General features: G+C 63.3%; 22 protein-coding genes and 1 pseudogene. 18 read left to right on the top strand and 5 right to left on the bottom strand.

Annotation, left to right across the window (positions count from 1 at the left end):
• Positions 1-135: 135 nt before the first annotated feature.
• Genes asd through HNP49_RS01555 form a run of 3 tightly spaced genes read right to left on the bottom strand, consistent with a single transcriptional unit; the run spans position 136 to position 3424 of the window.
• The gene (gene asd / locus HNP49_RS01565; RefSeq protein ID WP_184680038.1) at positions 136-990 is read right to left on the bottom strand and encodes an archaetidylserine decarboxylase; all 855 of its coding nucleotides are present in this window, start codon (positions 988-990) and stop codon (positions 136-138) included.
• A 38-nt stretch (positions 991-1028) separates the two neighbouring features.
• Positions 1029-1847 carry a rhodanese-like domain-containing protein gene (locus HNP49_RS01560; protein ID WP_184680036.1) on the bottom strand — a complete coding sequence of 273 codons (819 nt, stop codon included), beginning with the start codon at positions 1845-1847 and terminating at the stop codon, positions 1029-1031.
• 44 nt (positions 1848-1891) lie between these two features.
• The gene (locus HNP49_RS01555) at positions 1892-3424 is read right to left on the bottom strand and encodes an HDOD domain-containing protein (protein ID WP_184680034.1); all 1533 of its coding nucleotides are present in this window, start codon (positions 3422-3424) and stop codon (positions 1892-1894) included.
• Between the two features lie 118 nt (positions 3425-3542).
• On the opposite strand from HNP49_RS01555, the gene motA reads away from it, so the two are divergent.
• A complete protein-coding gene (motA, locus tag HNP49_RS01550) occupies positions 3543-4394 on the top strand; it encodes a flagellar motor stator protein MotA (protein ID WP_184680032.1) in 852 nt (283 codons plus the stop codon).
• Between the two features lie 9 nt (positions 4395-4403).
• The gene (motB, locus tag HNP49_RS01545) at positions 4404-5465 is read left to right on the top strand and encodes a flagellar motor protein MotB (RefSeq protein ID WP_184680030.1); all 1062 of its coding nucleotides are present in this window, start codon (positions 4404-4406) and stop codon (positions 5463-5465) included.
• 55 nt (positions 5466-5520) lie between these two features.
• Here the strand turns inward: motB and rsgA are convergent, their stop codons facing one another.
• Positions 5521-6552, bottom strand: a complete 1032-nt coding sequence (rsgA, locus tag HNP49_RS01540; RefSeq protein ID WP_184680027.1) for a small ribosomal subunit biogenesis GTPase RsgA — start codon at positions 6550-6552, stop codon at positions 5521-5523.
• A 109-nt stretch (positions 6553-6661) separates the two neighbouring features.
• Here rsgA and HNP49_RS01535 point away from each other — a divergent pair, with 109 nt between their 5' ends.
• Positions 6662-7438 carry a class I SAM-dependent methyltransferase gene (locus HNP49_RS01535; RefSeq protein WP_184680025.1) on the top strand — a complete coding sequence of 259 codons (777 nt, stop codon included), beginning with the start codon at positions 6662-6664 and terminating at the stop codon, positions 7436-7438.
• 41 nt (positions 7439-7479) lie between these two features.
• A complete protein-coding gene (orn, locus tag HNP49_RS01530; protein WP_095938346.1) occupies positions 7480-8022 on the top strand; it encodes an oligoribonuclease in 543 nt (180 codons plus the stop codon).
• A 50-nt stretch (positions 8023-8072) separates the two neighbouring features.
• Here the strand turns inward: orn and queG are convergent, their stop codons facing one another.
• Positions 8073-9134, bottom strand: coding sequence for a tRNA epoxyqueuosine(34) reductase QueG (gene queG / locus HNP49_RS01525; RefSeq protein WP_184680023.1), 1062 nt, complete (start codon positions 9132-9134; stop codon positions 8073-8075).
• Between the two features lie 61 nt (positions 9135-9195).
• On the opposite strand from queG, the gene HNP49_RS01520 reads away from it, so the two are divergent.
• The 14 genes and pseudogenes from HNP49_RS01520 to HNP49_RS18905 all read left to right on the top strand — a co-directional run bounded on the left by HNP49_RS01520 (position 9196) and on the right by HNP49_RS18905 (position 24192).
• On the top strand, positions 9196-10692 hold the full coding sequence (locus HNP49_RS01520; protein ID WP_184680021.1) for an NAD(P)H-hydrate dehydratase: 1497 nt from the start codon (positions 9196-9198) through the stop codon (positions 10690-10692).
• Entirely contained in the window at positions 10680-11147 is a 468-nt protein-coding gene (tsaE, locus tag HNP49_RS01515; protein WP_184680019.1) for a tRNA (adenosine(37)-N6)-threonylcarbamoyltransferase complex ATPase subunit type 1 TsaE, read from the top strand. Before HNP49_RS01520 ends, tsaE begins: the two co-directional genes overlap by 13 nt.
• Complete coding sequence (locus HNP49_RS01510) at positions 11144-12631, top strand: N-acetylmuramoyl-L-alanine amidase (protein ID WP_184680009.1); 1488 nt, start codon at positions 11144-11146, stop codon at positions 12629-12631. Before tsaE ends, HNP49_RS01510 begins: the two co-directional genes overlap by 4 nt.
• Positions 12628-14502, top strand: a complete 1875-nt coding sequence (gene mutL, locus HNP49_RS01505) for a DNA mismatch repair endonuclease MutL (protein ID WP_184680007.1) — start codon at positions 12628-12630, stop codon at positions 14500-14502. Before HNP49_RS01510 ends, mutL begins: the two co-directional genes overlap by 4 nt.
• A gap of 23 nt (positions 14503-14525) precedes the next feature.
• Positions 14526-15497 (top strand): tRNA (adenosine(37)-N6)-dimethylallyltransferase MiaA, encoded by a 972-nt coding sequence (gene miaA, locus HNP49_RS01500; protein ID WP_184680006.1) that lies wholly within the window; start codon positions 14526-14528, stop codon positions 15495-15497.
• Positions 15498-15592: 95 nt separating this feature from the next.
• Positions 15593-15850, top strand: a complete 258-nt coding sequence (hfq, locus tag HNP49_RS01495; RefSeq protein WP_095938353.1) for an RNA chaperone Hfq — start codon at positions 15593-15595, stop codon at positions 15848-15850.
• A 12-nt stretch (positions 15851-15862) separates the two neighbouring features.
• A complete protein-coding gene (hflX, locus tag HNP49_RS01490; protein WP_184680004.1) occupies positions 15863-17164 on the top strand; it encodes a ribosome rescue GTPase HflX in 1302 nt (433 codons plus the stop codon).
• 91 nt (positions 17165-17255) lie between these two features.
• Entirely contained in the window at positions 17256-18401 is a 1146-nt protein-coding gene (gene hflK / locus HNP49_RS01485) for an FtsH protease activity modulator HflK (protein WP_184680002.1), read from the top strand.
• Complete coding sequence (gene hflC / locus HNP49_RS01480) at positions 18401-19270, top strand: protease modulator HflC (protein ID WP_184680000.1); 870 nt, start codon at positions 18401-18403, stop codon at positions 19268-19270. The genes hflK and hflC overlap by 1 nt, the downstream gene beginning before the upstream one ends.
• Positions 19271-19378: 108 nt before the next feature.
• Positions 19379-19564 (top strand): DUF2065 family protein, encoded by a 186-nt coding sequence (locus HNP49_RS01475; RefSeq protein WP_184679999.1) that lies wholly within the window; start codon positions 19379-19381, stop codon positions 19562-19564.
• A 34-nt stretch (positions 19565-19598) separates the two neighbouring features.
• A complete protein-coding gene (locus HNP49_RS01470) occupies positions 19599-20786 on the top strand; it encodes an ATP phosphoribosyltransferase regulatory subunit (RefSeq protein ID WP_184679997.1) in 1188 nt (395 codons plus the stop codon).
• Between the two features lie 52 nt (positions 20787-20838).
• Positions 20839-22131, top strand: coding sequence for an adenylosuccinate synthase (locus HNP49_RS01465; protein ID WP_184679996.1), 1293 nt, complete (start codon positions 20839-20841; stop codon positions 22129-22131).
• Between the two features lie 222 nt (positions 22132-22353).
• Positions 22354-23334 (top strand): annotated as a pseudogene (locus tag HNP49_RS18910) (HAMP domain-containing protein); the annotation flags it as partial.
• Positions 23308-24192: a methyl-accepting chemotaxis protein gene (locus HNP49_RS18905; protein ID WP_409372523.1), complete on the top strand. Its 885-nt coding sequence runs from the start codon at positions 23308-23310 to the stop codon at positions 24190-24192. The pseudogene HNP49_RS18910 and the gene HNP49_RS18905, both read left to right, overlap by 27 nt.
• Positions 24193-24234 lie beyond the last annotated feature (42 nt).

The raw sequence follows: 24234 nt of genomic DNA, 5'->3' as shown, positions 1-24234 counted from the left end.
AGTGCTCCGCGGCGCCGGCTAAACGCCTGTCTTTTCAGGCAACTCTAGCAGTATCCGGGGCTGCTGGCAGCCCGAACGCTTGATCAGTTCGGTGGCCGCCCTGCACCTGTCTGGATGATGCAGGGCGTCGGGGCGTCAGCGGGGCAGGGCCAGTTGCTGACCCATGCGCACAGGACTGGCTTCTCCCAGGCTGGCGGCCCACTGTACCTGCTCCGGCCCGAACAGCACGATGGCGGTGGAGCCAAGCTTGAAACGGCCGATTTCGGCGCCTTTATCCAGCTGAATCGGGCCTTGCGGCTGGTCATAGCGCACGCTTTTCAACTCTCGGCGTGGTGGAGTGACCAGGCCGGCCCAGACGGTTTCGATGCTGGCTACGATCATGGCGCCGACCAGAACCACGGCCATCGGCCCGCGCTCGGTGTCGAACAGGCAGACCACGCGTTCGTTGCGAGCGAACAGCTCGGGAACGCTTTCGGCCGTGGTCTGGTTGACCGAGAACAGGCGACCCGGCACATAAACCATCTCCTTGAGTGTGCCGGCCAGCGGCATGTGCACGCGGTGGTAGTCCTTGGGCGACAGGTAAACGGTGGCGAAGTCGCCGCCCATGAACGGCGCGGCGCGCTCGGCATCGCCACCGAGCAGCTCCAGCACGCTGTAGCTGTGGCCCTTCGCCTGGAAGATGCGACCGTGTTCGACCTTGCCCAACTGGCTAATGGCGCCGTCGGCCGGGCAGAGAATGGCGCCTGGGGTGGCGTCCAATGGTCGGGCGCCCTCTTTGAGGGCGCGGGTGAAGAAGGCGTTGAAGTGCTCGTAAGCGTTCAGGTCTTCCACGGCTGCCTCGCGCATGTCGACCTGATAGCGGCGGGCGAACCAAGCGATCAGGCGGCTTTTGAACCAGGGGGCGCTGCACTCGGCGGCGCAGCCGATCAGGCGCGACAGCAGGTGATGGGGCAGCAGGTACTGGCTGAGGATGAACAGGCGCTGTTTCATGGTGCTTCCTTGAAGAGGATGTTGGGCCGTTTTGCGGCTCAGGATTCGATCGGTGTGTCCGTCAGGTTGCCCCACTCCGACCATGAGCCGGCGTAGGCCTTGACCCGCGGATAGCCCAGCGCCTTGGCCGCCACGTAGGTGAACCCGGAGCGGCGATGGGTCTGGCAGTGGGTGATGATTTCCTTGTCCGGCGTTATGCCCAGATCTCGCAGCACTTGTGCCATATCGCTGCGGATGCGCAGGCCGCGCTGAGAATCCATGCCGGCTGTCCATTCGAAGTTGATGGCGCCTGGGATGTGGCCGCCTCGTGCTGCCAGCACCTTTTCGCCGCTGAACTCGGCGGGACTGCGGGCGTCCCAGATGGCCAGATCGTTGGCTCCGAGTCTGCTCTGCAGGTAGTCGCGGCTGGCGGTCGGAGCATCGTGAATGATCAGTTGCAGCGACTGTGCGGCGGCTGCCGCCGGAACTTCCTGGGTGACCGGCAGACCGTCGGCAAGCCAGGCCTGTAGTCCGCCGTTGAGGAAGTGGTAGCGCTGGTGGCCGATTACGTCGAGCAGCCAGATGAAGCGCCCGGCCCAGCCGCCACCTTCGTCGTCATAGACCACGTAGACCGCTTCCGGATGATGGCCCAGCTCGGCAAACAGGTTTTCCAGCTGCTGCACTGGCGGCAGCAGGCCGGGTGCCGGTGGTTGGCCAAGCTGGGTGCGCTTGCTGTCGACCCAGCGCGCGCCGGCGATATGGCCTTCGGCATAGCGCGCGGTAGTGCTCAGGTCGACCAGGATCAGCTCGTCGGCATCCAGACGGCTGGCCAGTTCGGCGGGCTCGATCAGCAGGGGCAGAGAGGCGAACGCGGACATGATGGCTTTCCGGGGCGGCAAAAAGTGCGATTGTAGCGGAAAGCTCAGCGGCCGCGGCGGGCGAAGCTGCCCAGGGCGCGCTCGATGCATTGCACGGTTTTGCCGAAAGCCTGCAGCTGGGTTTCGTTGAATGGTGCGCCATGCTGGTCGACCACCAGCAGCATGGCTACATGCCCCTGGTTGGCGATCGAGCGCAGGATCAGGTGCTGGCCGATGAACAGGCTCTTCAGGCTGCCGGGCAGCAGTGCCGAAAATTGCGCCATGTTATCCGGCGACAGTCGCAACTGCCCAGGCTGGCTGAGCAGGCGGCGCAGCACCTGACTCTGCTGCGGGTCGAGTACCAGCTTGCCGGCTTCGGCGGGCAGGCCGTGGCTCTGCTGGGCTTGCAGGCGAGTGTGCTGGCGGTCGGTGAGCAGCAGCAGAACACGCTGCATGCCGCAGTGCTGCAGGGCGTCACGGGCGCATTGGGTCAGTTGCAGCACATTGGCGAAGGGCGTGGGGTCCTTGAGTAGCTCGCTGCAGGCCTGCCGCCATGCCAGCACACCAGTCGGCGTGACGGGTGCCGCAATGGCAGCTGCCTTGTTCAGAGGTTTCCAGCGTCGCTCGGCCCAGGGCCAGATCAGTGCCTCGGCGGGATGCCAGAGGCCAGCATGGGCGTGGCGACGGGCGCTGCTGGCGGCCTGCTGGTGGATCTGTCCCTGCAGTTCACCCAGTGCGGTATGCAGATAAAGTCCGCTCAGGCGTTGCCAGCGCAAGCTGTGCTGGCCTTCCCAGGCAATATGCGCCGACAGGGCCAGACCATTGGCCAGCAGAATGCTGTTTTCCGGGCGGGTCAGCCAGCGCCGCAGCGGTTCGTCGCCATCCAGAATCTGTTGCTGATGCAGCGGGTGCTCGTTGTCGCGGGCAATGTGCAGGGCTTTGACCAGCAGGCGGCGATCATTCAGTAGCAGCTGGTAGCAGTGGATAATCCAGCTCGGCAGTCGCCATTGCTCGGCCAGCTGCAGGCAGATTTTCAGCAGCGGCACACCGAGCAGCTCGCGTTCCACTGCGAGGCCAGGCTCGCCCTCGCAGAGCACCCGGCGCGTCCATTCCTGCAGCACAAGTGGCTGGCTGGCCGCCAGCGGCCAGAGCGGGGCGAGCAGCAGAAGGGCACCGCTGTTGATCTCCTGCCACAGGCGTGCCAAACGGGCGCCGAACAGACCGCTGGCTTGCTGCTCGGCGTGCTGACTGATCAGCTGCAGCTGGCGCAGTGGCTGGGGGATGGCGCTTTCCTCAAGAACAGGCAGGCGCCGCAGCAGTTCTTCGGTGTTTTTCAGACCGATGCGGTTGAGCGCCGTCTCCAGTGTGGCCGCGGGCTCGCCCAGGCTGCTGGCGCTACGATTGGCTTCACGCATCACGGCCAGTGCCGCCGCGGGGCAATCCTGCAGGCGCTCGGCGATGTCGCGCAGCGAGCGCCGGCTGTCCAGCACAGTGTGCAGTACCAGATCGCGACTCTGCGTCGTGACGGGCAGGCGGACTCGCTCCAGCTGCTTGAGCCATTGGTCGAGGGTGCGTGGAGCGGATGTGTTGGCGGTCATGCGGATTGAGCCTGACTGGCTTTTCGCCCTAAGTGGCTATAGTCTGGCTCATATCTTCCGATAAATAGAAGGGTCATCTTTCCTGGCCCCTTCGTCAGCCTCGAAAAGCTTTATTCCTATGGCAAAAATCATCGGCATCATTGTGGTGTTCGGCAGTGTTCTGGGTGGGTTTATCCTCTCGGGCGGCAAGTTCATGGCCCTGATTCACCCGTTCGAGGTGATGATCATCGGTGGCGCCGCGCTGGGTGCATTCCTCCAGGCCAACCCTGGCAGCACCTTCATGCATGTGTTCAAGAAGTCGCTGAAGATGTTCAGCACCCGCTTCACTCACAGCTTTTACCTTGATGTGCTGAAGATGCTTTACGAGATTCTCAACAAGAGTCGCCGTGAAGGCATGATGGCCATCGAGGCCGACGTCGAGGAGCCGAGTTCCAGTCCGATTTTCAGCAAGTACCCGACCGTACTGGCCGATGCGCACATGACCGCCTTTGTCTGCGACTATCTGCGCATCATGTCCTCCGGCAACATGGCGCCGCACGAGCTTGAGGGCCTGTTCGATCAGGAATTGGAGAGCCTCAAGGAGGAGCTGGAGCATCCTGCCCATGCGGTGGCCAAGGTGGCCGACGGTATGCCGGCCATGGGTATCGTGGCGGCGGTGCTGGGGATCGTGATCACCATGTCGATTCTGGCCTCGGCCAGTAACGCGCAGATCGGTGAAAAGGTCGGTACCGCCCTGGTCGGGACCTTCCTCGGGATTCTCGCTTCCTATGGCTTCTTTGCGCCGCTGTCGGCCGCACTGGAACACGATGCCAAGGAAGAAATGAACCTGTATGCAGCAATCAAGGCCACCCTTGTGGCTTCTGCATCGGGTATGCCGCCGACCCTGGCTGTGGAGTTTGGGCGCAAGGTGTTGCTGCCTGCACACCGCCCGAGCTTCAGCGAGCTGGAACAGGCGATGCGCGGCGGCTAAGGCTGACTCATGGAAAACAATCAGCCCATCATCGTTAAACGGGTCAAGAAGAGTGCTGCCGGTCACCACGGCGGCGCCTGGAAGATTGCTTTTGCCGACTTTGCCACGGCGATGATGGCCTTCTTCCTGGTGATGTGGCTGATGTCTTCGGCCACGCCCGAACAGAAGAAGGCCATCTCCGGCTACTTCCAGGACCCGATCGGCTTTACCGAAAGTGCCAGCCCCTATGTCATCGACCTGGGCGGCACTCCCACGGTGGCACCTGATCGCACCCTCAATCCGGAGATCCAGGGCCAGCCCAGCTCGGACGAGATTCACAACAACCCAAAGTCGGACGAGGGGCAGAAAGGCGAGGGCAAGATCGACGAGGAGCTGGCTGAGAGTGTGGCCGAGAAGGTCGAGCGCGAGCGCCTGGAAATGCTGCTGCAGGAACTGCAGAACAAGGTCGAAGAGAACCAGGAGCTGAAGAAGTTCAAGGATCAGATTCTGTTCGAGATCACCCAGGATGGCCTGCGCATCCAGATCATGGATGCCGAGAATCGTCCCATGTTCCGTTTGGGCAGTGCGCAGCTGGAGCCTTATTTCGAGGACATCCTGCTGGCCATGTCCGAGGTGATCAAGGCCGTGCCCAATAATGTCAGCGTCAGCGGACACACCGATGCCAAGCCCTTTGCCGAGGGGGCCGAGTTCACCAACTGGGAGCTGTCGGCCAATCGGGCCAATGCCGCGCGCCGTGTGCTGGTCTTCGGTGGCCTGCCGGACACGCAGATCGCCCGCGTGGTCGGTTATGCCTCATCGGCGCTCTTTGATCGCGAGGATCCGTTCAATCCGGTCAATCGACGCATCGACATCATCGTGCTGACCAAAAAGGCGCAGCGCCGTCTGGAAGGGCAGGACGGTCAGGAGACGGAGACTATCGATCCGGCGGTGCCTGCTGGTGAGGCACCAGCGGGTGACGCTGGTCCGGCTGCCAGCCCGGCGCCCGGCGAGCCGTTGGGCGCCGGCGATGTGCAGGAAAAACTCAATGTATTCGAGGACGGCGCCCTGCAGTTCGATCAACCGAGCGAGTAGCGGGCGTCAGTCTTTTCTCAGAGGGGGCGCCCTGCGGCAGCCCCTACCCCATGTTTCAGTATTCCGTTTCCGGCAGGCTCGCCAGAATGTGCCGGTAGCTGGCCATGCGCTGTGGCTGGATGCGTCCATCTTCCAGCGCCTGCAGCAGTGCGCAGCCGGGCTCGCGGTCGTGCTTGCAGTCGCGGAAGCGGCAATGGCCGAACAGCTCGCGAAACTCGATGAAGCCGTCTTCCACGTCGCTGCGACTGACATGACCGAGGCCGAATTCGCGGATGCCGGGGGAGTCGATCAGATCGCCGCCGCGCGGGAAGTGGAACAGACGCGCCGTGGTCGTTGTGTGGGTGCCCTTGCCGGTCACCTCGGACAGCGCGCCGACACGGGTATCGACTCCCGGCAGCAGACTGTTGATCAGCGATGACTTGCCCACCCCGGATTGACCGACAAACACGCTGATGCGCCCGTCCAGGCGGTCGGCCAGTTGATTCATGGCTGTGCCGTCGTGGGCGGAGACTTCCAGCAGCGAGTAGTCCAACTGGCGGTAGGTGCTCAGCAGACTGTCGAGAAATACGCTGTTCTGCTCATCGATCAGGTCGGCCTTGTTGAGTAGCAGCAACGGGCGGATACCCGCGTGCTCGGCCGCGATCAGGTAGCGGTCGATCAGGTTGGCATGCGGTTCGGGCAGTGGCGCGAAGACGATGATGATCTGATCGACGTTGGCCGCCACTGGCTTGAGCTGGCCACGGCTGTCCGGGCGGCACAGTTCGGAGTGACGGGGCAACTGGGCGACGATCACGCCGTGGCCCTGGTTGCCCGAACGCCATACCACGCGATCGCCGGTCACCAGGGGGGGCAGGTTGGCGCGCAGGTGACAGCGGAAGACGCCGCCGCTCTGTTCGCCATCCAGAGCCTCGACCTCGACCTGTACGCCGAAGTGAGCAATCACCAGACCGGTCTGCTCGGGGCCGAGGTCGCCGCCTTCCAGTTCGTCCAGCATGCGTGACTCGCGCTTGGCGGCGCGGGCAGCGCGTTCTTCCTGGATTTTCTCGATGCGCCAGTTTTGCCGACGGCTGAGGTGACGTTTGGCCATGATGGTCCCGGGTATGAAGTCGCCGCGAGTTTAGCATGGGCATCTCTGCCTCAGGCTTTCAGCCGCGCCCGGCTTGGTTACACTGCTGCGATCTGATGCGAGGACGGCCATGACCGAGTCTTTTCTACAGCGTATGGGGAGGCGCCCGGGCCTGCTGGCGCTGCTGCTGCAGCTACTGGCGCTGTGTGCGGTGCTGCTGCTGCATCGAGGCTTGTTGCTGGCTGGCTGGGCAGTGCCTCTAGTGGTGCTGGTTGGCTTGCAGGCGGCTATGTCGGCACTGCTCAGCTGGCGCTGCGGGCAGGCGAGCTGGTGGTGGCTGATTCATCTGCTTTTCGTGCCCGGCTTGTGGCTGGCGGCGCACTGGCAGGTGGCGCCCGGCTGGCTGCTGGCGGCCCTGTTGCTGGTGCTGCTGCTCAATTGGAACAGCCTGGGTGAGCGCGTTCCTCTATATCTCACCGGGCGCCGCACCGAGCGCAAGCTGCAGGGGTTGCTGGCTGACCTGCCGCCGACCTTGCGCCTGGTCGATCTGGGTTGCGGTCTGGCCGGCACGCTCTGTCGTCTCGCCGAGCGCTATCCACAGGGGCAGTTCGTCGGCGTCGAAACGGCGCCGCTGGTATTTGTGCTTGCCTGGCTGCGGTGCCTGGGGCGGGCCAATTGCCGGGTGTATTACCGCAGCCTGTGGGATGAGCGGCTCGGCGACTACGATGTGGCGTATTGCTTCCTGTCGCCGGCGCCGATGCCGCGTTTGTGGCAGAAGGTGCAGGCGGAAATGCGCCCCGGCAGTTGCCTGATCAGCAACACCTTCGCCATTCCCGATGTGCCGGCGCAGCGGGTGATTGAGCTGCATGACTGGCGCCGTTCGCGTTTGCTGCTCTGGCAGCGCTGAGCGGCTGTTAAACTGAGCGCCTGATACGAGGAGTGAGCCCCATGCAGAATGCCCAGAACCTGATCTGGATCGACCTGGAAATGACCGGTCTGGATCCGGACAACGACGTGATCATCGAGATCGCCACCATTGTCACCGACAGCGACCTCAACGTACTGGCCGAAGGGCCGGTGATGGCCGTGCATCATGGCGATGCCGTGCTGGCCGGCATGGATGAGTGGAACACCCGCACCCATGGTGAGAGCGGTCTGACCCAGCGTGTGCGCGAAAGCACCATCAGCACTGCTCAGGCCGAAGCGATGACCATCGCCTTTCTGGAGCAGTGGGTGCCGGCCGGCAAGTCGCCGATCTGCGGCAACAGCATTGGTCAGGACCGCCGCTTCCTCTACCGGCATATGCCGCAGCTGGAAGCCTTCTTCCATTACCGCTACCTGGATGTCTCGACCCTGAAGATTCTCGCCGAGCGCTGGGCGCCGCAGGTCAAGGAAAGCTTCCAGAAGAAGGGCACGCACCAGGCACTGGACGATATCCGCGAGTCGATCGCCGAGCTTCGCCACTACCGGCAGCACCTGCTGAAAGTCTAAGTCTGAGACTGATCAAAGCACCGCCTGGTGCGGGCTTTTGTTTGCCCGGCTCAACGCCCGTGCCGGCTCAGGGCCCAGTGCACATGCTCGCGGACCAGCTCGGACGGGTGCTCGCGGCGCAGCTCCAGCGCTTCGATGACCGCAATGCTGCCGGGCGCGTTGCCCAGGCCGACTGCCAGGTTGCGCAGCCAGCGTTCATAGCCGGCGCGCCGCAGCGGCGAGCCTTCGGTGCGGCTGAGAAATTCCTCTTCGCTCCAGCGGAACAGGCTGGCCAGCTCTGCACTGTCCAGCTGGTGGCGGGGCTGGAAGTCGCCCTGTTCGCTGGGACGGGCAAAGCGGTTCCACGGGCAGACGATCTGGCAGTCGTCGCAACCGAACACGCGGTTGCCGATCAGCGGGCGAAGCTCTTCGGGGATCGCGCCCTTCAGCTCGATGGTCAGGTAGGAAATGCAGCGCCTTGCGTCCAACACGTAAGGGGCAACGAAGGCTTTGGTAGGGCAGATGTCCAGGCAGGCGCTGCAGCGCCCGCAGTGCTCGCTTGCCTGTGGTGTATCAACCGGCAGCGGCAGGTCGACGAACAGTTCGCCGAGGAAGAACCAGCTACCGGCCTTGCGGTTGATCACCAAGGTGTTCTTGCCAATCCAGCCAAGCCCGGCCTGTTCAGCTACAGCCTTTTCCAGCACCGGCGCGCTGTCGACGAAGGCGCGGTAGCCGAACGGGCCGATGGACTGCTGCACGCGTTCGGCCAGCTGTTGCAGGCGCTTGCGGATCAGCTTGTGGTAGTCACGCCCCAGTGCATAGCGCGAGACGTAGGCCTTTTCCGGGCTGGCCAGTTGCTCGGCCATGCGCGTGTCGCCGGGCAGGTAGTCCATGCGCAGGGATATCACCCGCAGAGTGCCGGGCACCAGTTCGTCCGGGTGTGAGCGCTTGCTGCCATGGCTGGCCATGTAGTCCATCTCGCCCTGGTAGCCGGCATCGAGCCAGCGTTGCAGGTGCGCTTCGTGCTCGCCCAGGTCGACGCTGCTGATGCCGACTTGCTGGAAGCCGAGCTCGCGCCCCCAGAGCTTGATGCTGGCGGCGAGCTGATCGAGATCGGGCGAGTGGCTGGACATGGCTGGCGGTGCTGCTGGCTGGACTGGGTATAATTCTGCCAGACCTTGATGCGAGGCACGCATGTCCGCTTGTGACGATCTTCCCCTGAATCTCTACAGCGCCGCCCAGGTGCGCGATCTGGATGCGCGCCTGATTGCCGCCGGAACGCCCGGTTTCGAGCTGATGCAGCGCGCCGCCCATTCGGCCTGGCGTGCACTGCGCCAGCGCTGGGGCGAGTCGGGTGTGCTCACTGTGCTGGCCGGCCGGGGCAACAATGCTGGTGACGGCTACCTGATCGCTGCTCTGGCACAGCGTGCCCGCTGGCAGGTACGCGTGCTAGCCGTGGCGGAGCCGGCGCAGCTCAGTGGTGATGCTGCGGCGGCCTTTGCCGAGGCGCAGGCAGAGGGCGTGCTGATCGAGTCCTGGACTGAGCAGTCGGCGCTGTCGGGTGTGCTGGTCGATGCTTTGCTTGGCACTGGCCTGACAGGTGAGGTGAGGGGGCAGTACCGTCAGGCCATCGAGCAGATCAATGCCAGTGGCCTGCCGGTGCTGGCGGTGGATATCCCGTCCGGACTCTGTGCCGATACCGGGCAGGTGCTGGGTGTGGCTGTGCGCGCTGAGCTGACGGTGACCTTTATCGGTCTCAAGCTGGGCCTGTTTACCGGCGAGGCGGCGGATTGGGTCGGAACGTTGCGCTTCGCCGATCTGCAGGCTGATGCACAGGTGGTCGAGCAGGTGCCGATCAGTGCCGTGCGCCTTGCCGCTGCCAGCGTGGCGCGTCTGGCGCCGCGAGCCAGGACTGCGCACAAGGGGCGGTTGGGGCATGTGCTGCTGGTAGGAGGCGATCGTGGCTATGGCGGCGCCGTGCTGCTGGCTGCGCAGATGGCCTTACGCGCCGGCGCCGGCCTGGTCTCGCTGGCCACCCGCGAGGAACATGTGGCTGGGGCGCTGGCGCGCCTGCCGGAAGTCATGACGCGCGGTGTGCGTTCGGCCAATCAGTTGGGCGATCTGCTGGCGGCCGCCTCGGTGCTGGTGCTGGGGCCCGGTTTGGGCCAGCAGGCCTGGGGGCGCAGTCTATATTCGGCAGCGTTGCAGCAGGCTGGCGCCTGGGTGCTGGATGCCGATGCGCTCAATCTGCTGGCGCTGGATGCGCAGGCGTTGCCTGTGAATTGCATCCTTACCCCACATCCCGGTGAGGCCGCGCGCCTGCTGGGATGCACGGTCCGTGAGGTGCAGAACGATCGGCCAGCCGCTGCGCGCGATCTGGCTCGACGTTACGGCGCTGTAGTGGTGCTCAAGGGCGCCGGTAGTTTGGTGGCCGCCGCGGATGGGCGTCTTGCGCTTTGCGAACGGGGCCATCCAGCCATGGCAGGTGCGGGTTTTGGCGATGTACTCAGTGGTTTGCTGGGTGCATTGCTGGCTCAGGGCATGAGCGCCTATGAGGCCGCCTGTCTCGGTGTCTGGCTGCATGCCTGCGCCGGTGAGCAGCTTGGCCAGGGCGGCCGTGGCCTGGCGGCCAGCGATTTGTGTATGACCATTCGTCAGTTGCTTGAGGAGCATGCGCCGTGTCTGAACTGAAACTGCCGGCCCTGGATGAAGAGGCCATGCTGGCCTTGGCCGCGCGCCTGGGGGCAATCAGTGGCGGGCAGGGCGTGATCTACCTGCACGGCGATCTGGGGGCCGGAAAGACCACCTTTTCCCGCGGCTTGCTGCGTGGGCTGGGGCATATCGGAGCGGTGAAGAGCCCGACCTTTACCCTGGTCGAGCCGTATGACCTGGGCAGTGGCATGGTCTACCACTTCGACCTTTATCGGCTGGTCGACCCCGAGGAGTTGGAGTTCATGGGGATTCGCGACTACTTCGAGGAGCGTTGCCTGTGTCTGATCGAGTGGCCGGAGCGCGGTGCGGGTGTTTTGCCAAAGGCCGACCTTGACATTACCATTGCCCCGCATAAGAACGGACGCCTGCTGACGCTGAGCGCGCATGGTGCGCGTGGCGAGGCCTGGTGTGCCGCCTTGAGCGGGGAATCATGATAAGAACGTCGGGGTGGGGTGTGCGCTTGCGCGGGATATCGCTGTTCGGTGGTGTGTTGCTGGCGCTGCTGACGGTCGAGGCCTGGGCTGCTGCCGAGGTACGCAGTGTGCGGTTGTGGCGCGCCCCGGATAACACTCGCCTGGTCTTCGACCTGTCGGGCCCGGTACAGCACAGCCTGTTTACTCTTTCTGCGCCCAATCGCATCGTGATCGATGTGTCCGGTGCCGACCTGAAAACGGCCCTGGAACAACTGTCGCTGAGCAATACCCCCATCACCTCGGTTCGCTCGGCACAGCGGGCGCCGGGTGAGCTGCGCATGGTTTTCGACCTGTCTGCGCCCGTTACGCCGAAGAGCTTCACCCTGGCGCCGAATCAGCAGTATGGCCACCGCCTGGTAGTTGATCTGTTCGACCAGGGTGGTGACGATACACCGGCCCGCTCCCCGAACACGTCTCCCGCCAGTGTCTCGCCAGTGACCGCACCGGGTGTCGCGGTAGCGGTGTCGCCGCCTCCAGCGCCGGTTGCCAGCATTACGCCGCCTCCTGCCAACCTGCCGCCCGTGCCTGCCGGCAAGCGCGTGATTGTGGTCGCCATCGATGCTGGACATGGTGGTGAGGATCCGGGTGCCCTAGGCCCGAAGGGTCAGCACGAGAAGAATGTGACCCTGGCGATTGCCAAGGAACTGCAGCGCCAGATCAGTCGCGAGAAGGGTTTCCGTGGCGAGCTGGTGCGAACCGGCGACTACTTCATACCGCTGCGTAAGCGCACCGAGATCGCGCGCAAGAAAGGCGCCGATCTGTTCGTGTCGATTCACGCCGACGCCGCGCCGAGTCGCAGCGCCTTTGGCGCCTCGGTGTTTGCCCTGTCCGACCGTGGAGCCACCTCGGAAACCGCGCGCTGGCTGGCCAACAGTGAGAACCAGTCCGACTTGATCGGTGGTGCCGGCAACGTCAGTCTGGACGACAAAGACCGCATGCTGGCGGGGGTGCTGCTGGACCTGTCGATGACGGCGTCACTGTCTTCCAGTCTGAACGTAGGGCAGAAGGTGCTTTCCAACATGGGGCGGGTGACTTCGCTGCACAAGCGCCGGGTCGAGCAGGCCGGCTTCATGGTGCTGAAGTCGCCGGATATCCCGTCGATCCTGGTGGAGACCGGTTTCATCTCCAATATCAACGAGTCGCAGAAACTGCACAGCACCGCGCATCAGCAGGCGCTGGCCCGTTCGATCACGACTGGGGTCAAGCAGTTCTTCCAGCAGAACCCGCCTCCGGGTACCTACATCGCCATGCTGCGTGATCAGGGCAAGGTGCCGATGGGGCCGCGCGAGCATGTGGTTACTTCCGGCGAAAGTCTGGCGCTGATTGCCCAGCGCTATCAGGTCAGCCTGTCCTCCCTGCGTTCGGCCAACAGCCTGCGCAGTGACAGTATTCGCGCCGGTCAGGTGCTGCAGATTCCGACCACCGCGCTGGCGGTTCAGCCATGACCGAACTGCGTCGTATCCAGCTGCTCAGTCCGCGGCTGGCGAACCAGATTGCTGCCGGCGAAGTGGTCGAGCGACCCGCCTCGGTGGCCAAGGAACTGCTGGAAAACTGCCTGGATGCCGGCGCTACCCGCATCGACGTGGATGTCGAGCAGGGTGGCATCAAGTTGCTGCGGGTGCGCGACGATGGCGGTGGTATTCCCGCCGATGACCTGCCGTTGGCGCTCGCGCGTCACGCCACCAGCAAGATCCGTGATCTGCAGGATCTGGAGGCCGTTAACAGCCTGGGTTTCCGCGGCGAAGCGCTGGCCTCGATCAGCTCGGTGTCGCGACTGACCCTGACTTCACGCACACCGCAGGCCAGCGAAGCCTGGCAGGTGGAAACCGAAGGCCGTGACATGGAGGCCCGCGTGCAGCCGGCGGCGCACCCGGTCGGTACCACGGTGGAAGTACGTGATCTGTTCTTCAATACCCCGGCGCGGCGCAAGTTCCTGCGCGCCGAGAAGACCGAGTTCGATCACCTGCAGGATGTGATCAAGAAGCTGGCGCTGGCCCGGTTCGATGTGGCCTTTCATTTGCGCCACAACGGCAAGTCGGTGCTGGCGCTGCACGAGGCGAATGATGCCCAGGCGCGTGCGCGCCGGGTGGGTGCGGTCTGCGGCACGGCGTTCCTTGAGCAGGCGCTACCCATCGAGATCGAGCGCAATGGTCTGCGCCTGTGGGGTTGGGTCGGTTTGCCGACCTTCTCGCGCAGCCAGGCGGACCTGCAGTATTTCTATGTCAACGGGCGCATGGTCCGCGACAAGCTGGTTGCCCATGCTGTGCGCCAGGCGTACCGCGATGTGCTGTACAACGGTCGCCATCCGACCTTCGTGCTGTTCCTTGAGATCGATCCGGCGGTGGTGGATGTGAACGTGCATCCGACCAAGCATGAGGTGCGCTTCCGCGACAGCCGCATGGTGCATGACTTCCTCTACGGCACCCTGCATCGCGCGTTGGGCGAGGTGCGGCCGGAGGATCAGCTGGCGGCCCCGGCGGCTGTGCCGCAGGTGGTTCGAGCCACGGGGCTTGAGGCTGGCGAATTCGGCCCGCAGGGCGAGATGAGCCTGGCCGCCAATCTGCTGGAGCGGCCAGTGGTCGAGCCGAGCTGGCTTCCCGTGAGCGGTTATCAGGCGCCGCGGGCGCAGCCGGCATTGCCGGTTTCAGAGGCGCAGGGCGCCTATCGTGAGTACTTTGCGCCGCTTGGTGCAGTCAGCGCGGCGCCCGCCTTGCCTGCCGAACAGGGTGATATTCCGCCGCTCGGCTATGCGCTGGCGCAGCTCAAGGGGGTGTATATCCTCGCCGAGAATGCTGCTGGCCTGGTACTGGTGGACATGCATGCCGCCCATGAGCGCATCACCTACGAGCGCCTGAAAACCGCCATGGCGTGCGAGGGGCTCAAGGGCCAGCCGCTGCTGGTGCCCGAGTCGCTGGCGCTCAGCGAACGCGAGGCGGATTGCGCCGAGGAACATGCCGCCTGGTTTACCCGGCTGGGTTTCGAACTGCAGCGTCTGGGGCAGGAAAGTCTGGCCATCCGGCAGATTCCGGCATTGCTCAAGCAGGCCGAAGCCAATCAGCTGGTACGCGACGTGCTCGCCGATCTGCTCGAATACGGCACCAGCGATCGCATCCAGGCTCACCTCAATGAGCTGCTGGCGACCATGGCCTGTCATGGTGCGGTGCGCGCCAATCGCCGTCTGACCTTGCCCGAGATGAATGGCCTGCTGCGCGACATGGAGCAGACCGAGCGCAGTGGTCAGTGCAACCATGGTCGCCCGACCTGGACCCAGCTGGGCATGGATGATCTGGACAAGCTGTTCCTGCGCGGTCGTTGAGGCGTACGCGCCGGGAGTTCTGCATGTCTGCCTTGCCACCCGCCATCTTTCTCATGGGGCCGACCGCGGCCGGGAAAACCGATCTGGCCCTGGAGCTGGCGCGCTGTCTGCCGTGTGAGCTGATCAGTGTCGATTCGGCGCTGATCTACCGGGGTATGGACATCGGTACGGCCAAGCCCGAAAAGAGCGTACTGGCCGAGTTTCCCCATCGCCTGATCGATATTCGCGACCCGCTGGAGGCTTATTCCGCCGCGGAGTTTCGCGCCGATGCCCTGGCGGCGATGGCCGAGATCAGCGGACGCGGCAAGATTCCCCTGCTGGTGGGCGGCACCATGCTGTATTACAAGGCGTTGCTGGAAGGCCTGGCGGACATGCCCTCTGCCGACGAAAAGGTGCGCCGCGAGATCGAGGCGCAGGCGGCAGCCCAGGGCTGGGCGGCCGTGCATGCTGAGCTGGCGCGGGTTGATCCGCAGTCTGCGGCGCGCATTCACCCCAATGATCCGCAGCGGCTGACCCGCGCGCTGGAGGTCTGGCGGGTGAGCGGCCTGAGCATGAGCGAGCATCGTTTGCGTCAGCTGCAGCAAAATGCCGCCCTAGACGCGCCTGGCGCCGGGCAATTCCCTTATACTGTGGCGCAGCTGGCCATTGCGCCGCTCGATCGCCAGGTGCTGCACGAGCGTATTGAACGGCGTTTTCAGCTGATGCTGGAACAAGGCTTCGTCGAAGAAGTCGAAGCATTGCGTCAGCGAGGTGACTTGCACGCCGCGTTGCCGTCTATTAGGGCAGTTGGCTATCGCCAGGCGTGGGATTACCTCGAGGGGCGGTTGACGCATGACGAGATGGCCGAGCGTGGCATCATCGCCACTCGGCAATTGGCCAAACGCCAGTTCACCTGGTTGCGCGGTTGGTCTGATGTGCACTGGCTGGACAGCCTGGCCGGCGACAATTTGTCTCGCGCCTTGAAATACCTGGAGTCGGTCGCCATATTGGCCTGAAGACCTCGCCAGTTACCGTCTATCCTTGGGGGTACGACGGTTTTTGCTGTTTTCTAAAATTAATAATGATGTTTTTCCTCTAAGGAGTGCGGCACATGTCAAAAGGGCATTCGCTACAAGACCCTTACCTGAACACCCTGCGTAAGGAGCGCGTTCCGGTTTCCATCTATCTGGTCAACGGCATCAAGCTGCAGGGCCAGATCGAGTCTTTCGACCAGTTTGTCATTCTGCTGAAGAACACTGTCAGCCAAATGGTCTACAAACACGCCATTTCCACCGTTGTGCCGAGCCGTCCGGTTCGTCTGCCGACTGCTTCCGAGCAGGAGCAGGCTGCCGAGCCCGGCAATATCTGACGGGAGGCTGAGTTGTTCTTCGAACGCCCGGGTGGTGGTGAGCGGGCCATTCTGGTCCATCTGGATGGCCAGAATCCCGAGGTGAGCGAAGACCCTCAGGAGTTTCAGGAGTTGGCGCGCTCGGCGGGGGCGGAAATCGCGTCCTTCGTCAGCGTGGCGCGCCAGCAGCACACCGCCAGGTACCTGATTGGCAGCGGCAAGGTCGATGAGCTGAGCCAGCTGGTCAAGGAGGCCGAGGCCGAGCTGGTCATCTTCAATCACACCTTGAGCCCCAGTCAGGAACGTAACCTGGAGCGGGCGTTCGAGTGTCGCGTCCTTGATCGTACAGGCCTGATCCTCGATATCTTCGCCCAGCGCGCGCGTACCCACGAGGGCAAGTTGCAGGTTGAACTGGCCCAGCTGGAGCACATGAGTACCCGGCTGGTGCGTGGCTGGACCCACCTGGAACGGCAGAAGGGTGGTATTGGCTTGCGCGGTCCGGGTGAAACCCAGCTGGAAACCGACCGCCGCCTGTTGCGTGTGCGTGTCCGCCAGATCAAGCAGCGTTTGGAAAAGGTACGCAGCCAGCGTGAACAGGCCAGGCGTGGCCGGCGTCGGGCCGAGATTCCTGCGGTTTCCCTGGTGGGTTACACCAACGCCGGCAAGTCGACCCTGTTCAATGCGCTGACCACTTCAGAGGTGTATGCGGCCGACCAGTTGTTCGCCACGCTCGATCCCACCCTGCGGCGTCTGCAGCTGGATGACTTGGGGCCGATTGTGCTGGCCGATACCGTGGGTTTCATCCGTCATTTGCCGCACAAGCTGGTGGAGGCCTTTCGCGCCACTCTCGAGGAGTCGAGCAACTCCGACCTGCTGCTGCATGTGATCGACGCGCATGAGCCCGAGCGCGACCAGCAGATCGAGCAGGTGCACGCGGTGCTGACTGAAATTGGTGCCCACGAGCTGCCGATGCTTGAGGTGTACAACAAGCTCGATCTGCTTGACGGAATTGAGCCGCATATTCAGCGCGACGAGCAGGGTAAGCCGCTGCGCGTCTGGCTCTCGGCGCGTGAAGGGCGTGGTCTGGAGTTGCTCAAACAGGCCGTGGCCGAGTTGCTCGGCGAGGATTTGTTCGTCGGTACCCTGTGTTTGCCGCAAAGCATGGGGCGCTTGCGCGCGCAGTGCTTTGCCCTGGGGGCGGTGCGGCACGAGGAGCATGATGAGCAGGGCAATATCCTGCTGGCGTTGCGTCTGCCGCGTAGCGAGATCAATCGCCTGGTCAGCCGCGAGGGCTGGCAGCCGGATGAGTTTATTGCGCAACACACTTTGCAATGAAAGCGGTCCGTTAGGTTTTGGCTTAACAGCGGGCATTCGATAGCATGGCCGGCATTGCGACAGATGTCGGTTGAATAGGATGGAGAGCGCTATGGCTTGGAATGAGCCGGGTGGCAATTCGAACAATCAGGACCCATGGGGCGGCCGCAAGGGCGGTGGGCGTCAGGGGCCTCCGGATCTCGATGAGGCGTTCCGCAAACTGCAGGAAAGCCTTGGCGGTATCTTTGGTGGTGGCAAACGCAGCAGTGGCGACAGCTCGGGCGGCGGCCTGGGAATGCTGGGCATTGGCCTGTTGCTGCTGTTGGCGCTGTGGCTGTGGAATGCCGTTTACATCGTCGACGAGCAGGAGCAGGCCGTGGTGCTGCGCTTCGGCAAGTATTACGAGACGGTCGGCCCGGGCCTGAACATCTACTTCCCGCCGATCGATCGCAAGTTCCAGGAAAACGTTACCCGCGAGCGCTCCTACTCGATGACCGGGCAGATGCTGACCGAGGACGAGAATATCGTCGAGGTGCCGTTCACCATTCAGTACAAGGTCAGCAAGCTGCAGGACTTCGTGCTCAATGTCGATCAGCCTGAGGTGAGCCTCAAGCATGCTACCGAGAGCGCGCTGCGCCATGTGGCCGGCTCGACCACCATGGATCAGGTGATTACCGAGGGGCGTGAGCGCATGTCCACCGAGGTGCGCGACCGCCTGCAGAGCTTCCTCAATACCTACGGCACCGGCATCTCCGTGACCCAGGTGAACATCCAGCGGGCGACGGCTCCGGCTGAGGTCAAGGATGCCTTCGATGACGTGATTCGTGCCCGTGAAGACGAGCAGCGTGAGCGCAATCAGGCGGAAACCTATGCCAACGGCATCGTACCGGAAGCTCGCGGTCAGGCTCAGCGCATCCTTGAGGAGGCCAGCGGCTACCGCGATGAGGTGGTGGCGCGCGCCGAGGGTGAGGCTGACCGCTTTACCAAGCTGGTTGCCGAGTATCGCAAGGCTCCGGAAGTAACCCGCGAGCGTCTGTATCTGGACACCCTGCAAGAGGTGTACAGCAACACCAGCAAGGTGCTGGTGACCGGTGACAAGGGGCAGAACAATCTGCTGTATCTGCCGCTCGACAAGATGGTCAATGCGTCTGCGGGCGCTGCGTCCGCCGTGGCGGGCAATGCAGTGGCGCCCGATATCGGCGCGCGCATCAGTCAGGAAGTACAGCAGCGTGAGCTGCGCGTGAGGGAGGCCCGCTGATGAGCAACAAGGCATTCGTGGCCCTGATCGCTGGCGTGCTGCTGGCGATTGTTGGCTGGAACAGTTTTTACATCGTGGCGCAGACGGAAAAGGCTGTGCTGCTCAAGTTTGGTCGTATCGTTGAGGCGGATGTCCCGCCAGGTCTGCATATCAAGACGCCGCTGGTCAATTCGGTGCGCAAGTTTGATGGGCGCCTGCTGACACTGGACTCGCCGACTCAGCGCCTGCTGACGTTGGAGAAAAAGGCGGTGATGGTTGATGCGTACGCCAAGTGGCGAGTAGCTGACACTGGGCTGTTCTACACCGCGACCTCGGGCATGAAGCAGATCGCCGACGATCGTCTGTCGCAACGTCTGGTGGCGGCGCTGTCCAACCAGTTCGGCAAGCGCTCGCTGCACGATGTGGTGGCCGGTGAGCGCGATGCGCTGATGGGTGACATCACCGAGTCGCTGAACAAGATGGCGAAGAAGGAGCTGGGTATCGAGGTCATTGATGTGCGGGTTAAGGCCATCGATCTGCCCAAAGAAGTCTATGCCAGTGTGTTCGAGCGCATGCGTTCGGAGCGTGAGCGGGAAGCCCGCGAGCACCGTGCCAAGGGGCGTGAGCAGGCAGAAGGCGTGCGTGCCGATGCTGACCGGCAGAAGCGGGTGATTCTGGCGGAGGCTTATCGTCAGGCGGAAGAGGTGCGCGGTGATGGCGATGCCAAGGCCGCGTCCATCTACGCCAAGGCCTTTGGTCAGGATGCCGAGTTCTACAGCTTCTATCGCAGCCTCAAGGCCTACCGCGAGAGCTTCTCCAGCAAGAGTGACGTGCTGGTGCTGGATCCGGGTAATGACTTCTTCCGTTATCTGGAGAAATCCAAGCCTTAAACGCAACTACCCCGGCAGAGCAAACGCGCTGCCGGGGTAGTCTGCGGGTAATTTGTGGTACCATAAGCCAGCCGGGAAAATCCCGGCTTTTTTGCGTCTGCGGGAATCATGTGGCAGCAACTGGGTATCGCGCTTTGTCTCGTGCTGGTGCTGGAAGGCATCCTGCCCTTTCTTTGCCCGCAGCAATGGCGCAGCGCAATCATGAGTCTGGCCCGGCTGAGTGAATCTCGGCTGCGGCTTATCGGGCTGGCCAGCATGCTGCTGGGAACCGGTCTTCTGTATCTGCTGGACTGAAGACCTGCCGCCTGGGCAAGAGGGGAATGGGGAAATGGCAACGGTAGACCGCTGGCTACTGCCAGATGGCATCGAGGAAGTTCTGCCGCCGGAAGCGGCATGCATCGAAGCAGCCCGCCGCCAGGTGCTGGATATGTTCCAGCGCTGGGGCTATGAGCTGGTAATCACCCCGCACATCGAATTTCTGGAGTCGCTGCTGTCTGGTGCCGGGCAGGACTTGGATCTGCGTACCTTCAAGGTTACCGATCCGTTCAGCGGGCGACTGATGGGGCTGCGTGCCGACATCACCCCGCAGGTGGCGCGTCTCGATGCCCACAGCCTGCGTCGTGAGGGTCCGAGCCGTCTGTGCTACGCCGGTAGCGTGCTGCATGCGAAACCGCGTGCGCTGTCGACTTCGCGCAGCCCTATCCAGGTTGGTGCCGAACTCTATGGCGATGCCAGCCCTGCCAGCGATGTCGAGGTCATCAGCCTGATGCTCGATACTCTGGAGCTGAGTGGTGTCGCCGATGTGCACATGGATCTGGGGCATGTCGGTATCTATCGCGGTCTTGCGCAGGCCGCCGGCCTGAGCGGCGATGCCGAGCAGCGACTGTTTGACGCCCTGCAGCGCAAGGCAGTCGATGAGGTCGATGCGCTTACGGCCAGTATCGATGAGCCTCTGGCCAATATGCTGCGCTCGCTGGTCGAGCTGTGTGGCGGTCGCGAGGTGCTGGATCTGGCGCAGGCCTGTCTGGTCGAGGCGCCGAGTGAGGTGCATCGCGCCCTGGACGAGCTGCTGGCGATCGCTGACGAGCTGGAGCTGCGCTATCCGGAACTGCCGCTGTATTTCGATCTTGGCGAGTTGCGCGGCTATCACTATCACACCGGCGTGGTATTTGCCGCCTTCGTGCCGGGCATGGGCCAGGCAATTGCCCAGGGGGGCCGCTACGATGACATCGGTGCCGATTTTGGTCGGGCGCGTCCGGCAACCGGTTTTTCCACGGATCTGAAGACGCTGGTCACCTTGGGCAACATGACGCCGACGGCAGCCGAGCCTGCCGTCTGGGCGCCCGATCACCATGACCTGTATCTCTGGCAGGCTGTTCAGCGCCTGCGTCGTGAGGGTGTTCGAGTTGTCCAGGCCTTGCCTGGGCAGGATGCGGCGGCAGCCCGCGAGGCGGGTTGTGATCGCCAGCTGCAATGGCAGAACGGTATTTGGCAGGTGACGCCGCTGGCGTCCTGATGAGATTTTGCTGGCTGCGGCCGGCGCAGGCTTTTCCGAAGAGGATACGTTTATGGGTAAGAATGTCGTCGTCCTGGGTACCCAGTGGGGTGATGAGGGCAAAGGCAAGATCGTTGATCTGCTGACCGACCAGGCCGCAGCAGTCGTGCGCTATCAGGGTGGTCACAACGCGGGCCACACCCTGGTCATCGATGGTGAGAAGACCGTTCTGCACCTGATCCCTTCGGGCATCCTGCGTGAAAACGTCGAGTGCCTGATCGGCAACGGCGTGGTCGTGGCGCCGGACGCGCTGCTGCGTGAAATCACCAAGCTGGAAGAAAAAGGTGTGCCGGTGCGTGAGCGCCTGCGCATCAGTCCGGCCTGTACCCTGATTCTGCCGTATCACGTCGCCCTTGATCAGGCGCGCGAAAAGGCGCGTGGCGATGCCAAGATCGGCACCACCGGCCGTGGTATCGGCCCTGCCTATGAAGACAAGGTGGCGCGCCGTGGTCTGCGCATCGGTGACCTGTTCCACCGCGAGCGTTTTGCCGCCAAGCTGGGCGAAGTACTGGATTACCACAACTTCGTGCTGCAGAACTATTTCAAGGAGCCGGCCGTCGACTTCCAGAAGACCCTCGATGAGGCTCTGGAGTACGCGGAAATCCTGCGTCCGATGGTGATCGACGTGGCGGCGCGCCTGCATGAACTGCGCAAGCAGGATGCCTACATCATGTTCGAGGGTGCTCAGGGCTCGCTGCTGGACATTGATCACGGCACTTATCCCTACGTGACCAGCTCCAACACCACGGCAGGTGGCACGGCCACGGGTTCCGGCTTCGGTCCTCTGTACCTGGACTACATTCTGGGCATCACCAAGGCCTACACCACGCGTGTCGGTTCCGGTCCGTTCCCCACCGAGCTGTTCGATGACGTTGGTGCCTACCTGGCCAAGCGTGGTCATGAGTTCGGTTCCACGACCGGGCGTGCTCGTCGTTGTGGCTGGTTCGATGCCGTGATCCTGCGTCGTGCCATCGAGATCAACAGCATTTCCGGTCTGTGCCTGACCAAGCTGGACGTCCTTGATGGTCTGGAAACCATCTGCATCTGTGTCGGCTATCGCGACCAGAACGGTCAGGTGATTGATGCGCCGACCGATGCCGACAGCTACATCGGTTTGCAGCCTGTGTACGAAGAAATGCCGGGCTGGAGTGAGTCGACCCTGGGTGCTCAGAGTCTGGAAGAGCTTCCGGCCAATGCTCGTGCCTACATCAAGCGCGTGGAAGAGTTGGTCGGTGCGCCGATCGATATCATCTCCACTGGTCCGGATCGCAACGAGACCATCGTGCTGCGTCATCCCTACGCCTGATTCTGTCAGGGGTAAGCAAAAGGGCCGCCATTGCGGCCCTTTTGCATTTCTGAGTGCGCCGTCACGGCGCCTGCAGGCTGGACTATAACTTTCTAAGGCGCAATTGGTGCCGCTGGGAGGTTTGTCGTGTCTGCCATTCTTGCGTTGCTGCGAAGTCGATTGCTGCGCCCGGCCTTCATTGCTCTCGGTGTGGCTTTCGTGATTCAGGTGCTGGTGGCGCTGATGCTGACGCGCTCGACTGTCGGCGGCCTGGTGGATGAGCTGGCCGCTGGCCTGGCGGCAGATACCCAGCGTGTGGCTGGCGGACTGGAGTCGGCAACGGCGGAGGTGCGTAAAAGCCTCGATGGCATGGCGGCCAGTACCCGTGATCGATTGACCACCGGCCTGACGGCGCGTCTGGAGGAAGAGCAGCAGGAGCTGCGTGTCGAGCTGGAACGTAGCCTCAAGCAGTCCGCCGATGACATGGCGCAGTTGCTTGCCTCCGTGGCGCCGAAAGCCATCTGGGATAACGACGTGCCGGCGCTGACCGAGCTGGCGCGCATGGCGCAGCGTAATGGCAATGTGCTGTTCGTGGTGTATTTCGATGCTCAGGGTCAGCGCCTGACGCGCCACCTCAATCGCCAGGATTCGCGCGTGCAGCAATTGCTGGAAAAGGGTGAAGGCAAGGGTGCTCTGGACAAGGTGCTGAACGCTGCGGCGCAGGACCCTTATGTGTATGTCACGGAGGCGCAGATCAGTCCCATGGGCAGCGTGATCGGCAAGGTGCTGCTTGGCGTCTCCACGGCTCAGGTGGACGATACGCTGTCAGCGCTGGATCGGCGTTTTACCGGGTTGATCGAGAGCAGCGGCCAGCTGGTTGAGGATGGCTTGAGCGGTGCCGCCAAGGACAGCAGTGCGATTCTCTCGGCACGTCTCAAGGTTGCCCATGAGGCGGCGCTGGGTATGGCGGGTAGCAGTCGGCAGTTGGTCGAGTCGGCGGCGCAGCGTCTGCTCTGGCGGGTCAGTGGTGGTCTGGTGATTGTGGCCGTGCTGGTGTTGCTGGTACTTGCGGCGATTCTTGGTTGGCGGGTGGTCAATCGTTTGCGTTTGCTGATTGGTGCGCTCGGCGAGCTGGCGGCCGGTGAGGGCGATCTTACTCGGCGGGTCGAGATGCGCAGCAGTGACGAGCTGGGAGAGATGGCCGGTGTGGTCAATGGCTTCGTTGCTCGCCTGCAGCCGATCATGTGCGAGGCTAGTCAGGTGGCTCGGCGGACCGATACCGAGATTGCCGGGCTTGGGCGCCGCAGTGCCGCTGCCGAGGCGGCGACGGTGCGGCAGTGCGACGAGGTGGCGGGCAGTCTGCAGGCGCTGGCGCAGATGAGCAGCGATGCCCAGGCGGAAAGTCTGGCCATGCAGGATGCGTTGCAACGAGTGGCGTCCATCCGTCAGGCGGCCGAAGAGAATGCGGCGATCGCTGTTCGGGTCAATGGTCTGATCGAGGGGTTGGTGTTGCGGGTGGAAAATGGCGCGGCGGTGATCGAGCGTCTGGCCCAGCAGAGTCAGCAGATCGAAGTGGTGCTAAGTGTGATCCACGGCATTGCCGAGCAGACCAATCTGCTGGCGCTGAATGCGGCCATCGAGGCGGCGCGGGCGGGAGAGAGTGGTCGCGGTTTTGCTGTGGTTGCCGATGAGGTTCGGGCGCTGGCAAGCAAGACTCAGCAGTCGACTGGGGATATTCAAAGTCATATCAACGCACTGCAGCAGGGGGCTGGTGAGGCGGTTGCCGCGGTATCCCAGGCGGCGCAGCAGGCGCGGGAAGGGCAGGCAGCGCTGCAGCAGAGCGCTGGTTTGCAGCAGTCTATCCAGCATTCGGTGAATGACGTACATGGTGCGATCGACTCGGCGTCACTGGCGGCGCGGCATCAGGCGGAAGGGGTGGATGCCGTGCGCGGTCGGGTCGAAATCATTCATGGCGAGGCGCAGCGGGTCGCCGACGTGGTCGGTGAGATGGCGGCGAGCGGTCGGGTATTGGAGGGGCTGGCTGAACAGTTGCGCGGCAGTCTCGGCCAGTTCAAGGCCTGAAACGAAAAAACCGAGCCCAAGGCTCGGTTTTTTCTTGAAGAG

The sequence above is a fragment of the Pseudomonas fluvialis genome, assembly GCF_014207935.1.
Classification (GTDB): Bacteria; Pseudomonadota; Gammaproteobacteria; order Pseudomonadales; family Pseudomonadaceae; genus Aquipseudomonas; species Aquipseudomonas fluvialis_A.
The sequence above is the reverse complement of the archived record's forward strand: the minus strand, read 5'-3'. Positions and strand labels throughout refer to the sequence as shown.